The sequence below is a fragment of the Zunongwangia sp. HGR-M22 genome (assembly GCF_027594425.1).
GTDB lineage: Bacteria > Bacteroidota > Bacteroidia > Flavobacteriales > Flavobacteriaceae > Zunongwangia.
The window spans coordinates 1830351-1844748 of sequence record NZ_CP115159.1 but is presented as its reverse complement, the minus strand read 5'-3'; the positions used below and the strand labels follow the sequence as shown (position 1 = coordinate 1844748).

Below are 14398 nucleotides of genomic sequence, written 5' to 3'. Positions count from 1 at the left end.
ACGTTAAGGTTTAATATTTTGAAAATTCTATAATTTTTTCTGAATACTCACTCATTAATAAACTGAGTGAATTTAAGGATCCTTCCAATTCATTAAGATCTAAGTTTTCTATTTGAAGGGTATCTCTAAAGATCACTTTTTCTCCGGAATCGTCGAGCACAAAGGCGCCATGAATAATATCGCGGTTCTTTTGCAAAAGGCTACGGAAAATCTTTTCTGACTGGTTATTAATTCTGAATAAAAACTGCTCCATAATTAAAATAGGCGGTGCGACACCCAGAATTAGGTTTTTAATGCCAAAGCTTTCTTTTTGAATCATTAATATCCCTTCGCTTTCGTTTTCGAATTCGATATCAAAGTTTAATTCTAGCAGAAAATTTTTGGTGATCTGATAGTGATTTTTCATCTAGACAATATTTTTGATTGGTGTTAAATATTAAGGTATAATAATACGAAAATCTATTTTCTTTTAAGGTATTATTAACACTATCACTGTAGTAATTAGTAAAGTTATCATTGGTTACATTGGTTATAAGTTAAAGTAAATTCTCGCTAACACCTTTAGCAACTTCTTGAATTAATGATTTTATTCAAGAAAAAACCAAAGAAATTAGTAATTATCAAATGTATTAGCTAATATTGTTAGATAAAGATACTACTAAATTTCAATATTGCAAATAATTTTAGCAAAAAATGTCGTATTTCGGTAAAAATATTAGGAAGATAAGGAATGTTAAGAAATTAAGTCAGCAGGCTTTTGCTGAACTTTTTGATCTAAAACGTGGTACACTGGGGGCTTACGAGGAAGAAAGAAGCGAACCAAGGATTGAAACTATTATCAGGATTGCTAATTATTTTAGTATATCTATTGATGATTTGCTAACGAGCGAGTTAACCGTAAATAAATTATTGAAGTTTAAGGACGATCTTGATTTTCACGGTACTTTCCACAAAGAGAAATTCACTAAAGTTCCCTGTGTAACTGCTAAAAGTGAAGCTGATTATCTACAATATTATGACAAACCCCATTTTATTGAAGATTTACCAAAACTTCATTTACCAATTAATTCAGAAAAAAAATTAAGAGGTTATATTATTTCTAATCTGGAAATGACGAATAATGACAAAGGATATTGTCCTAAAGATGTGGTTATAGGTGAAAAAATAGAACAAGAAAGTTACACAAAAATAGCCAATGGTAATCTTGTACTTATTATGGTGCACGATAAATTGCTTCTCCGAAAATTTTACCATTCTGATGAACATATCACTTTAAGAGCCACCAATAAAAATATCGACGATATTAAAATTCAACTTAAAGATATAAAAGAGATGTGGTGTGTAAAATATTGCTTTCTGAAACGAATCCCCGAAAATCATAATGTTGAGATTGAACAAAAATTAAGTTTTTTAGAACAGGAATTCATGAAACTGAAGGAAAATTTTAAATAAAAGTTATTAATTTTTAAGTATTTTAGATTACTAAAACCTACTGTCATGAAATCGCTTTTTACTCTTTTCACGATTTTATTGCTTGAACTAAATTGTTACGCTCAGACAGAAAAATATACTTTCTCAGTAATTCACAAAGATGATAAAATAGGTGAACTAAATGCGATTAAAGAAAGAAAAGGAGGCCAAACGCAATACACTACAAAAACAAATATTGAAACTCGCATTTTAGCTAAAATAAGCGTTAATTATACTTTTGATGTGTTTTTTGAAGAAGCTCAATTTCAAAAATCTAATGTTGAAATTTATTTGAATGGAAAAGAACGAACAAAAACAAAAACGCTAAAAGCCAATAAGGGTTATAATTTTTACGAGTCGGGAGATTGGGAAAAAAATATAACTACTCCCGTCTCTTATTGTTGTGTACAGCTCATTTTTGAAGAACCCATAGGGAAAAGTACGGTTTACAGTGAGGAAACTGGCGTTTTTCACAGTTTAAAAAAGATTGGCGAACATTCTTATGCTAAAGAGAATGAAAAAGGTAGAGAAAGTATATTTCATTATAAAAATGGAATACTTTACAAAGCAGAAATTGATGCAGGAATTATAGAATTTGATCTAATGCTACAGCGATCATAAAGACTTAGAAATTTCTAATAACTTTAAACAAGTTTTCCAATTTCTGGTGGTGCAATTAATTTTCAAAATCTTTTCAGCAACACTATTATTTATTTGCGATTTACTATACCGCTCTGTAGCACAGCAAATATATACACAGTCTTTGGCAATTTTAAATTCATCTGGAGCGGCATCGAAAACTTCCAGTTTTTGGCGATTTTGGATTATAGGCTCAGATTTAAAAAAACAGCAATGCAAACGCTTAATATCTACTTCTGAATAAGGACTTTCGTTAATAATACTTTCTAATCTTCTAGCCGAAATCACGATCGTTTGCACTTCAAAACCATAATGCCCTTTTATTTTTTTCTGAATAAAATGCTCTAAAGTAGCGGTATTATATTCAGAAGAATTAAAGATTATGTTCCCGCTTTGGATATAGGTTTTTATATTTTCGAGTATACCATCTTCACTTAGCAATTCCCTAAGTTCTGCCATTAGTATTTTTTTATGACCGCCAACATTTATACCTTTTAAAATCGCTATGCTTGTTCCCATTTATTATTTAGAAAAATTAACACCAAACGCTAAATCGAGGTGAATTTAAAAATAATTAAGATACTAATTCTAAGTCTTAGCCTAATTTTGCTAGAAATATAGAAAATTGTCTATGGTAAAAGTAAAAGATCCCAAAAGTATAGCTAATGCACTAAAAGAACTTTTGGAGAAAAATCACGATGCAGGAGAGGTTTACAAAGATGGAATTGAGGAAGCGGAAAGTGATCTTTTAAAAGATTTCATTTTAACACAGGCAAGTCAACGGGCTAGATTCGCTAAAGAATTAGAGCGCGAACTTTATCAATTAGATGAAGTTCCTTCTTCTTGTGGAACATTTCAGGGAACTTTAGAACGTACCTGGATGGATATTAGAACCATTTTTATGGAAAATAAAGATGAAGCTATTTTAGCAGAATGCTTAAAAGGAGAACAAGAAAGTGCCGAGGAATACGAACGAGCTATCGAAAAATATGATTTTAGTGAAGACGTACTTCGAGCACTAAATGGACAATTAGACGAAATAAAATATACGGTTAATAAAGTATCTAAAATAAAAGATCTTGAGACCTACTAAATATTTGATCTTTATTTTTTTATGGGAATCATATAAACTGGCACATTAGTTTTTTCTAATACTTTTGATGCCACTGTTCCTACTAATACTTTTTCAATGGTAGAATGGCTATGTGTTCCCATTACAATTAGATCTGCGCCCCATTCTTCAGAGTATTTCAGGATACCACGATAACTGTCACCAATTTCCAACGCCGTACTAACTTTGTCGTCATCAAATTGCTTTTTGGCCGTTTTCAAATAATCTTCTGCCATTTCTTGCAATTGTGTGGTAACTCCCAAATCGAATCCCATATTCTGGTATCCAGGATATCCTAAAAAGTTAGAATAATTTACTCCGTAATGAGAAACGTCGGCTAATACATGAAGAATACATACTTCTGCGTTCATCTTTTTCGCAAGTTCATAACCAGCGGTAGCTACTATTTCTGAATTTGGATGATAATCCAAGGCGATCAAAACTTTTTTCATAATTATAAAATTTTATTTTATGGAGTTATTAGTTCTTCTTTTAAATAAGAACCTGTAGCTACTGAAGGATAAAATACCGAATATGGTTTTATCTCATCATTTATCTTTTTATTAATTAAATTTCGGTTTAATTCTGAAAGATCAGTACATCCTGCTGCAGCAAATAGCTCTAGAAAATCATCTAAAGTTTGTTCCTGATAGTTTTTAACACGCTTCCATTTATCTTCTACCACTAAACCATTCATCAATCTTGTATTGTTAGTAGCTACACCCGTTGGACATTTATTAGAATCACATCTTAAAGCTTGTATGCATCCAAGTGCTAGCATCATCCCTCTTGCCGAGTTACAAACATCAGCACCGATACTTAAGGCTTTAAAAATATCAAAAGCAGTTATGATTTTTGTCGCAGTAATTATCTTGATATCCTTTTTCAGGTCGTAGCCATTAAGCACATCAACTACAAATATTAATGCTTTTTCCCATGGCATTCCCACATAATTAGAAAAATCTATTGGTGCTGCACCTGTTCCTCCTTCAGCACCATCTACTGTAATAAAATCTGGTTTTATACCTGTCTCTCCCATTTTTTCGCAAATCTCCAGGAATTCATCTTTAGAGCCGATACTCAATTTGAAGCCGACTGGTTTTCCATTGGATAAATCGCGTAGCTGCTTTACAAATTTCAGTAAAGATTCAGCATCACTAAAAGCGGAATGTCCGGGAGGAGATAATACATCTGTATGCGGCTCTACTCCTCTAATTTCAGCAATTTCTTTATTATTTTTCGAAGCCGGTAAAACACCACCATGTCCTGGTTTTGCACCCTGAGAAATTTTAATTTCGATCATTTTAACTTCCGGCCAGTTGGCTTTTTCTTCAAAGAGCTTAGGATCAAAATTTCCATCATCGGCACGACAACCAAAATATCCTGTACCTATTTCCCATACCAAATCTCCTCCGTTTCTATGATAATCTGATATACCGCCTTCCCCAGTATCATGAAAAAAGTTACCAGCCTTGGCTCCTTTATTTAAAGCTTCAATAGCATTTTTGCTAAGCGAACCATAACTCATTGCTGAAATATTAAATAGCGAAGCAGAATATACCTGCTTACAATCTGGTCCTCCAATAACCACCCTTGGATAATCTTCTTTAACTTTAGATGGATAAATGCTATGCTGCATCCATTTAAAGTTCTCTGCTTCAACGTTAAGCTGCGTTCCAAAAGGATGTGTTTCTTTCTCTAATTTTGCACGTTGATAAATATAACTTCTATGGTTACGATCAATTGGTTTACCGTCAGTATCATTTTCTATAAAATATTGGTGGATTTCAGGACTTATCAATTCTAATAGATAGCGCATATGCCCCAAAAGCGGAAAGTTTCTTAAAATGGTATGTTCTTTCTGAAAGATATCATATATACCGATACCAAAAAGCACTACTCCGAGAATCGAAAATCCCCATGCCGGCCATATAATTGTACAAATAATTAATCCTACTATTACAGCTACGATAAGTGTAAAACGTATGGCTTCGCGCATAAAATTTAAATTAAAGAATAGAATATTTTAGAAAATATAAAACTAAAGAGCATTTAACATTTTTAGTGCTAAAATCCTGTTATAATTTGATGTAAAATAAAAAAATCGACCGTCGAAGGTCGATTTTAGATATTTTAATTGACATTTTTTTTTTACTGCTTAATTACCATTAAACTGGCTTTGGCTCCGGTTAAGAGATTCCACTCCTGCCCTACTAATTGCTTGCCATCTTCACCAAATACTTTTAACTGAGCGGTGTTTGGTCCAGAAGTACCTTGATTTAGGGCTTCAAATTCTATGGTATTAAAACCGCTTTGCAAAGTAACCAAAATGGGCTTGTATCCGCCGGTTAATAAGAAATTCTTATAGATCACCTCGCCATTAACCGTAATTTTCACTCGATCGCCATCAACATATTGATGATCGCGACAATAAAGCTCTACGAACTTTCCTTCGGTCTTAACATCACCCAAATATTGATCTTTTCTATATTCTGCTTTAGCTTCTTTATCCTTTTCCCACTCCTTTGCTACACGATCACCCTCAGATAAAAGACCATTATCTTCTATTCGCATATTCACTTTTGGCTGCTCCTTTTTCATGAAGATATTCTCGGTCTCCTCTTCAATCCTTGGCATAAAAATATTGTTGCTTCCGGTAGAAGTAGATTTTAAAATTCCTCCGGTATTAGTAGTACGAGGAATTTCAACCTGAGCCTGGCTCCAGGTTGTTGCTAAAATTAAAAATAACAGCGTTAAAGATATGTTTTTCATTATTTAGTTGAATTATCTAAAAAGAATACACTCAAAAATCTAACCAAAATTAAGCATTTTAATTGAACTTCAATAAGATCCTTATATTTGAAAAAATGTTATCGATGTATATGCCCTACTAAAATTGAATGGCTATTGATTAGTTTGTATATTTATGCACCTAACTACAAAAAATAATATAAGGATGCACGTTCATCATTTACTTAATAATAACTCTATTGCTAATAAATTTATTGCCCAACTTCGTGATACCAGTATACAAAATGACCGTATGCGCTTCCGTAGAAATATAGAGCGATTGGGTGAAATATTGAGCTATGAATTAAGTAAAAAACTGAATTATTCTTCAGAAGAAATTACTAGTCCGCTTGGGATTTCTAAAGTTTCTTTACCGAAAAACGAAATTGTGATTTGTTCGATTTTAAGAGCCGGATTACCACTACACACCGGTATTCTTAATTATTTTGATGATGCTGAAAACTCTTTTATTTCAGCCTATCGCCATCATCCAAATGACGATAAAGAATTTGAAATTAAAGTAGAATACTTGGCTTCTCCTTCAATCGAAGGCAAAACTTTGGTGCTTGCAGACCCTATGTTAGCCACAGGTCGATCTTTTGTAAATGTGATGCATGCGCTGAAAGAAATGGGTACCCCAAAGGAAATTCATCTTGTAGCCGTTATTGGAGCCGAAGAAGGTTTGAAACTTCTAGATGACGAATTCCCTCCACATACTCATTTATGGATTGCTGCTATCGATAAAGAATTAGATAGTCGCGGATATATTGTTCCAGGACTTGGGGACGCAGGTGATCTTTGCTTCGGAAATAAAAAACAGCATTAATTTCGCTAAAATGGATAACCAATAGCAAAATTAAATACTGGCTTGCCGAAATCGTATGTCCAGCGTTGCCCCTCTTCTAATGAAGGATCATGCATTGGCGCAGCAAGATCAAAACGAATAACAAACCCCTGGATATCTACACGCACGCCGACTCCTGTACCAATCCCGAGCTCGTTAGTAAAATTAGAGCTGAAGCGACCTCCCTTTAAATTTTCATCGCTCTTTGATGTCCACACATTACCAGCATCAGCAAAAACAGCTCCGTTTACATACGGCGGGATTAAAGGAAAACGATATTCGATATTGGCTTCCAGTCGAATATTCCCGGCGCGATCAAAATAATCGGTATCAATAGCATTGGGATCATCTGGATTGTTTTCTTCTTCATCACTTGGATTATAAGTCCCAGGCCCCAACTGCCGAGTTCTAAATGCTCTAACACTATAAGGTCCTCCAGAGAAATATTGCTTTGTAAATGGCATAATATCAGAGTTTCCATAAGGCATACCATAACCGGCAAATAATCTTGTGGCAATTTTGCTCCCTTCTCCAAAATTGGAATGATATCTTAAATCTATATCGAATTTAGCATATTGTGCGTATTCCAGATTGAAAACTGTTTGTGGATCTTCATCAGAATTTCCACTTACCAAATCTAGCACATTTCCTGCTAGATCTAAAGTAGTATTCACAAAAACCTGATGTGTATCTTGTTGATCTACCATCCCATTATAAGTGAAATTATAAATTGATCCTGCAATAAACTGTTGCGTAAAACTACTTTCTAAATAAGGATTGTTATCTAAAATAGCTTCAAATTCTGGAGTGGTATTTATTAGATCGACATAGTTAATTGAAATTGGATCGAAACTGTGAGTTATATATCTATTGGCATTCCAGATATATCCAAAACTTGCAGAGGCCGATCCCAAAGCAAAAAGCTGACTTCTCTTAAGATAATCTACATTTAAACTAACCTTGGTTTTAGGAATTTCATATTTAAAAAAGTTTTCTCCAGGAGTCCACGGAAACAATAACCTAGGAAAAATTAAATCACTCCCCAAACCTAACTGAATGCTGTTTAAGCCTGTGTTATTTCCGCTGGCTATTTGTACTTCGTATCCAAATCTTCCCTGAATATTAATAATTTCGCCTCCTTTAAATAAGTTACGATTGGTTAAAGAAACCGCTAAACTTGGTCCTGCAAAATTGTTTGATTTTGTTACCGCTTGCAATTCGGCTCTAATCGCACGTTTATTCAATGGGGATAAATAGATATTGGCTTCAAGAATTCCAAGACTATCCGTTGCCAGTGTATCTATTTCTTGATAATCTATATTTATAAACTTGTAAGCTCCTATTGATCCTAAACGACGGCTAGTTGCTTTAGATATTTTTGGATCATAAAAATCACCTTCATCTATTAAAACAAAAGGATCTAGACGTTTGGGTAAAAAGAAAATACTATCCCTGTCCTGCACGTAGGTTTTTTCGTTAAAACGAATACTATCTTTAACGATCGAATCACTCTCTAAAGTATTATTTGGATAAATATTTACTTTTGAAATTTTATACGGAATTATCGCTTTATTAGGTACGTCCTTTTTTATTTTTAAATAAAGATCGAAACGCTTATTATCGTATTGATTAGTATCTGCTTCAAAAATTAAAAAACCAGAGTTAAAGTTATAATATCCTTTTTCCTTCAGCCCGATATCTAAACGTTCTCGCTCCTGCTTCATTTTTGCCAGATCAAAACGCATTTCTTCAAAAAATTTACTTTCGTCAACTAAAGGTTTCATATCCTGGTAAAGCAACAAGCTATCGGCTACTAATTGATAAGATTCCATTTTGTAGGGTGTAGTTACACTCACATCATAACTTGCAGTACCCGTTTTTTTCTTTTCGTTGGTTTCTACATCTGCACTTACCCTACTGTAGAAGAATCCACGATTCTCTAGACGATTTAAAATTAAATCCTGGGTATTACCAATTTCAACATCACTTAAATACACTGGCTCTTCACCAATTTTTTTATTTAAAAATTTATTGATGATTCCGGGTTTTTCACGCTGCGCTTTGTAATGAAAGTACAATCCAAAATAATTTCCTAAAAACTTCGTATTTGGTTTAGGAACTAATACGTTTTGAAGCTCTGTCTTCACTTTTTTTAAGTCAGCTATTCCGGTAGTGTCGGGTTTCATGGTAATATTTGCACCGCGATAAAGGTATTCATCTTCAGGAATATATTTATCTACACTACAGGCATTAACTAATACCAAAACGATTATAACTATAAGACTGTAATTCCTTATTTTCATTCTTCTTCCTCTTCTTTATTGGCCGGTTGTTCTTCTTGCTCCTCGCTTTTAAGAAGATTTTTCCACAGTTCGTTGTAGTAATTAAATTCTCGGGTAAATATTAACGCAAGCCCACTTACGATAAGTTGACCATCGATTACATTTTCATATTGATTTCTTCTGAAACCTCTAACGCGGAATCTACCATCTTCAGTAATAAGATATTCTAAACTAACATTTCCTATTAGCGGATTGGTACCTTCTGGCCCTGAGTTGCTTCCCTCTAAATTTACCTGGCTACCTACACTTACGATCAAACGATCGTCAAATAATTTTTTTTGCGCATTAACATTTAAATCGGTTCGCTGGTCGGGGCTTTCACCCTGGTAGTCGGTATAGCTATCTACACCAAAATTAAGCTGCACTCCCGTATCACCTAACAATTTTTCTGAAAACATATTAAGTTGATCTGATAACGCCTGACTTATATTTTCTCTAGCCATAGCCATTGTACCGCCATTACTGCCATCGGTACCAGCGTCTGGATAAAAACGGTTTAATACCAACAAACTAAAAACTTGTTTATTAAGTTGATTTTCCTGAGTATTTATTTGCTGAACTCTACTATACACCTGTCCACCTATAGCTCCCTGCGAATCTTTTGGCATGTCTAATCCAAAAGTAAGCTGAGGTTGCATAATTTCACCATCTATATTTAAATATACTTTAAATGGTAGCTCCTGTCTAAATCTTTGTTTATCGCTACCACTACTATTTGAAATATTTGACGCCATTAATGCATAGGCAGATGTTTCTATGTCGTAAACTGCTCTAGCATCTACCGTAGCATCCATAGGATCTCCGCTCCAACTAACCGAACTACCTTCTGCAATCTCAAATCTTCTGTTAACAAGGCTATAGAGACTCATCTCGTAATGTCCCTTACTTATCGTGTACTTTCCGGTAAGTGTTGTCCTACCATTTGGAGAGACACCAAGTTGCAAATCTCCTTCTCCCTGAATTTGCAAATTATCATTTGTCTGTTCATTTAAAACTACGTTGATTACTGCATCATCGTCTATTTTTAAGTGTGCATCAATATCGTATCCACTAAAAACATAGGATTTTTCTTCACTCTGCGTAAGAATGTCATCTGGGTTTTCTTTGTTCACAAAATTTACAATCCCGTCACGACTTTGCATCTGCATTTCAGTTTCCGGAATTACATAAGTAACATCTGTATTTTCGCCAATTTCTAAATCGAGTTCTAACTTGGGTAAAGTAAGGTCTCCAGTTAGGCTGGCATCTGCATTAAAACTAGCTGTACCATAAAATAAATCATTATCTTCTTCGGTAGAATTAAGAATATTAAAATTATTTGCTTTGAAACTTAAATCGAATTTTGGGTTTATAAAGCTTTCTGTTCCTAAAGTACCGTCTACAGCAAAAGAATTTCCCTTAGTATCTCCTATTTTAAAACTATTGAAATATATGCCTTCATTATCCAATTCTAACGTTTCATTCTTAAGTATAAATGGAGCATTTAGCATCGATACGGTAAACTGAGCTTCACTAAAATTTAGCTTCCCTTGATATTCTGGAGTAGCCGCCGTACCTCCTAATTTTATATTTCCTGAAAATGATCCTTTACCATCCTCCAAGGTTCCCAAAGAAAAACCAGTCACCGCACTCATCTCTACTTTGTTGAGATCTAAGTTCATATCTAGGCTGGCGGTTGTATCTGCAGCGGTATAGTTTCCGGTAAGATCCATATCTATTGCACCTTCCTTCATTCCCAGATCAAACTTGTACTTCTCTGCTCCTATAGCAATTCCGCGTAGTGACAGTTTTCCAAGTTTTACATCCATCGATTCCAACTGGTCTATATTGAGGTCTGCCAAAATTCCGGTTTTACCAAAAGGCTCTACAAGGGCAAATCTTCCATTCATATTTCCTTCAGCTAATTTTACTTCAGGATTTAAGAAATTAAGCAACGCTGCCAATTTATAATTATTAAAAAGCATTGTGATATTCTCTAAATTCCTTTCGTTTTCCTGATTGACTAATTCAACTGACTGATCACTTCTTGATATTTTAAAATCCTTAAATTCGATGGTCTTCCCATCATAAAGTAGCGCATTGTTTTCTGGAATGTTCCATTTGTTTTTATTCAGAATTAAATTTTCGCTACTTACCGTGTATTTAAAAGTATCTTCATTTTTAGACAATCTTGAATATACATTTACAAGTGTATCGCTATCATAAACTGAATTGAAATTCATTAAAAGTATTCTATTCTCAAGATTGGCTTTTAACTGCGTTTTTTTAATCGCAAGCGGGCCATAACTTATAGAATTAAATCCTAAACTGAAATCCATATCTTTTCTATCAGACTTCACAGAAATCCCTAAACTATCTACTAAAGCTCCGTAATATTTAACGAAAGGTAATTTAACATCGGCATTAAGCTGGTGCTTTCTTTCATTAAAATCTACATCTATAGTTATTGTATCCAGTTCTTCTAAATTAACCAAGAAAACTTCTTTAAGAATAGGAGCCTGAGAAATTTTCCCCTTCAGAAATAAATTTACGGGATTCTTTACGGTGTCGGTATTATCTTCTTCGGTTAAATAATTTTGATAATGACGTCGTAACGCATTACTAAAATCTGCCGGACTCGCATTAGATCGAAGATCTAAATCTACCATTTTATTATCTACTTTTACAGAAGTTGAATCTGGCCGAACGTGCGCCGACAAATTTAAATTCCCTAGTAAATAGGTTTGGCTATCGTAAACAGCAACACCGTCTTCTATTTCTGCAGATGCATCGTATTCTTTAGAGTTTCCTTTAAAAGATCCATTTAATTTAAAACCGGTTCTTATATTGCGATTGGCTATACCAAGTGCTGCCAAATCTGCTCCATCTAAATCTAAATCCAATTTAAATTCTGGTGAAACCGAATCTAACACAACATTTGCGACAAGATTTGTGTTTAAATTATCGTCTTTATAAGAGCTTTTTACATCACCAATACCATCTGTTATATCACCTGTGATTTTTAAATCTTTAATAGGATAATCATTATAAGTAAAGCTGCTAATGTTTGTTTCTAATTGCGCATCTAAGGTATTCACAGAATTACCACTTCCCTTTGCTTGTAAAGTAAGGTTCAATTTCCCTAGAGACGGATTTTGAAGTAATTCTCCTAAACCAAGACTATCGATTTTAACATTGGCATCAAATGCTATTTCTTTGGTGTTCTGGAAGTTTCCTTTAGCGGCAATTGCCCCTAAGCTTGAATTTAAAGTGGCATCTGCATCGATATCATTTGGCGTGCCTGCAAGACTTCCGCTAAGACTAATATCTTTAGGTAAAGAAACGCCTAATTGTTTTTCGTCTAAGAAATAATTTAGGTCCTTTTTAGTAGATTTCGCTTTAAAACGAGGAATATTAAAATAAATATTATCGGGATCTGTTGCATTTTGAATTTGCCCATTAAGTACTAAAGAAGTCTGGCTACCCCAAGAAATATTTGCTGAAGGTATTTTTATATTGGCGAGTGTCCCGTTTGCACTAATCCTTCCCGTAACCAATTTACGACTTAAAGCTTTTACATGTTGATTTTCTTGAAGTGCGGGCTGAAACCTAAAAACTTCATTAATATCTAATTGAATTTCTGATAGATTAGCTTCTACAGTTACAGCCTCTGGATTTTCTATCAAAGATTCTATAGAATTATAAGATAAATTCGCTGCCCCTTTAATTTCATTATTATTTAATGCTATCATTAAATTCTTGATATTCAAAGAAGAATTATCCATAGCAATTTCAGTAGAAAAATCTCTTAACTCTAATCCTGAAGCTTCACTGAAAGTAATGTTATCAATATCAGCATTTACCTGACGGTCTGCTAGTAGTAGTTTTCCCGTCTTCAGGTTCAGATTTCTCAATTTCAATGCATTCGCATTAAAAGTTCCTTGTTCTATCTTAGCACTATCTACAATGTAAGCGATATTGTTTTTGGCAAGATCAATATTTTTAACTTCTACTTTCCAAACAGGCCAGGTAAAACCAGCAGTATCTGTTTGCGTGGAATCCTGATCTTCAGATTGTGCTGTCTTTGTTTGCATTCTTAAAAGCGCATTGGCTTTTTTAAGCTGAACTTTATTTAGCTTAATTTCATATTTCCCAAGATCCATATTAGGCATTTCAGCCAAAAATTCTGGAATATGAATATCAGCCAGTATCCCATCTGGATCAGATTGATATTTTGCATTTACATTATTTAAACGAAGCTCATCTACCTCTATAATTGGTAAGGGCGCTTCAGAATCTTCGCTTAGTGGTAAGGGTTTGGTTTGTTTATAAACTACCATCGTATTTTTTAGCGACGCATCTGCCACTGCAAATTTCATATTCTGAAGGTCGGTATTACGCATAGAAACATTCAATTCCCCCAGTTGTAGTTCAGCATCCATCCCTGTAACCTCATCATTATAATTTACGATAATGTTTTGAAGATTTACATCCCCAATACTAATTTCCATGGGAGACGATGTGGTATCTTGTGGCTGTTGTTGCTGTGTGCCGGTAGAATCTGAAGAAGCAAAAGCATCCATCAAAAATTGGTAGTTGAAACCTTTAAGACTATCTTTTCTATAAATATTTGCCTTAAGTCCTTTTAGATCTAATTCATTCAAACCAAACGCTCCTCCTTTTATAATTGGCCAGATGGGAATATTTGCTTCTAAATTGTGGGCATAAACTAGAGTATCTCCCTTTTCATCTTCAAGATATAAACCTTCCAAACTAACAGCGCCACCAAAAGTGATAAATAATCGATCGATATTAACCTTGGTATTTGTTTTATCCTCTATAGTAGAAACTACCTTATTTACAATGATATTTTGTCCCCAGGGACTTCGGATAAATAGAATAAGCAGAATTAAGAAAATAAGTATACCCGCTAAGATCTTGGCGGTAATTCTTAGTGCTTTTTTCAGTTTTGGATACTTCTTACTCAAATGTAGGATGTCTTATGTAGTTGTGGAAATTACGACTGCAATTAAATACTAAGAAGGCATATTCCTGCCTATATTCTTATAATCTTCTGTTAAAATTAAAAATACAAAACTGTGGAATAGATTCCACAAAAGCTTAGAAAAATTCAACACTTTCTCAAATGTACTCAAAAATGGTCTTTGTTCAATTAATTTTAAAACATCGTACTAACTATTGATTAACAGTAACTTAAATTAC

General features: G+C 33.9%; 11 protein-coding genes. 4 read left to right on the top strand and 7 right to left on the bottom strand.

What is annotated here, in order from left to right:
• Nucleotides 1–10: 10 nt before the first annotated feature.
• Nucleotides 11–406, bottom strand: a complete 396-nt coding sequence (locus PBT91_RS07990; protein ID WP_270061255.1) for a CesT family type III secretion system chaperone — start codon at nucleotides 404–406, stop codon at nucleotides 11–13.
• Nucleotides 407–693: 287 nt separating this feature from the next.
• Here PBT91_RS07990 and PBT91_RS07985 point away from each other — a divergent pair, with 287 nt between their 5' ends.
• Both PBT91_RS07985 and PBT91_RS07980 read left to right on the top strand, forming a co-directional pair.
• Entirely contained in the window at nucleotides 694–1452 is a 759-nt protein-coding gene (locus PBT91_RS07985; RefSeq protein ID WP_270061254.1) for a helix-turn-helix domain-containing protein, read from the top strand.
• A 45-nt stretch (nucleotides 1453–1497) separates the two neighbouring features.
• Entirely contained in the window at nucleotides 1498–2091 is a 594-nt protein-coding gene (locus PBT91_RS07980) for a DUF6134 family protein (protein WP_270061253.1), read from the top strand.
• Here the strand turns inward: PBT91_RS07980 and PBT91_RS07975 are convergent.
• Complete coding sequence (locus PBT91_RS07975; RefSeq protein WP_270061252.1) at nucleotides 2086–2628, bottom strand: DUF1697 domain-containing protein; 543 nt, start codon at nucleotides 2626–2628, stop codon at nucleotides 2086–2088. The two genes, PBT91_RS07980 and PBT91_RS07975, sit on opposite strands and share 6 nt — an antisense overlap.
• 112 nt (nucleotides 2629–2740) lie before the next feature.
• Here PBT91_RS07975 and PBT91_RS07970 point away from each other — a divergent pair, with 112 nt between their 5' ends.
• Nucleotides 2741–3202 carry a ferritin-like domain-containing protein gene (locus tag PBT91_RS07970; protein WP_270061251.1) on the top strand — a complete coding sequence of 154 codons (462 nt, stop codon included), beginning with the start codon at nucleotides 2741–2743 and terminating at the stop codon, nucleotides 3200–3202.
• 11 nt (nucleotides 3203–3213) lie between these two features.
• Here the strand turns inward: PBT91_RS07970 and PBT91_RS07965 are convergent, their stop codons facing one another.
• From PBT91_RS07965 to PBT91_RS07955, 3 genes are all read right to left on the bottom strand, one after another.
• Nucleotides 3214–3672, bottom strand: coding sequence for a universal stress protein (locus PBT91_RS07965; RefSeq protein WP_270061250.1), 459 nt, complete (start codon nucleotides 3670–3672; stop codon nucleotides 3214–3216).
• 17 nt (nucleotides 3673–3689) lie between these two features.
• Complete coding sequence (locus PBT91_RS07960) at nucleotides 3690–5219, bottom strand: FMN-binding glutamate synthase family protein (protein ID WP_270061249.1); 1530 nt, start codon at nucleotides 5217–5219, stop codon at nucleotides 3690–3692.
• Nucleotides 5220–5371: 152 nt separating this feature from the next.
• Nucleotides 5372–5992 carry a hypothetical protein gene (locus tag PBT91_RS07955; RefSeq protein WP_270061248.1) on the bottom strand — a complete coding sequence of 207 codons (621 nt, stop codon included), beginning with the start codon at nucleotides 5990–5992 and terminating at the stop codon, nucleotides 5372–5374.
• 184 nt (nucleotides 5993–6176) lie between these two features.
• On the opposite strand from PBT91_RS07955, the gene upp reads away from it, so the two are divergent.
• Entirely contained in the window at nucleotides 6177–6836 is a 660-nt protein-coding gene (gene upp / locus PBT91_RS07950; protein WP_270061247.1) for a uracil phosphoribosyltransferase, read from the top strand.
• A 5-nt stretch (nucleotides 6837–6841) separates the two neighbouring features.
• Here the strand turns inward: upp and tamL are convergent, their stop codons facing one another.
• Both tamL and PBT91_RS07940 read right to left on the bottom strand, forming a co-directional pair.
• On the bottom strand, nucleotides 6842–9157 hold the full coding sequence (gene tamL, locus PBT91_RS07945; RefSeq protein ID WP_270061246.1) for a translocation and assembly module lipoprotein TamL: 2316 nt from the start codon (nucleotides 9155–9157) through the stop codon (nucleotides 6842–6844).
• Nucleotides 9154–14163: a translocation/assembly module TamB domain-containing protein gene (locus PBT91_RS07940; RefSeq protein ID WP_270061245.1), complete on the bottom strand. Its 5010-nt coding sequence runs from the start codon at nucleotides 14161–14163 to the stop codon at nucleotides 9154–9156. Before PBT91_RS07940 ends, tamL begins: the two co-directional genes overlap by 4 nt.
• Nucleotides 14164–14398 lie beyond the last annotated feature (235 nt).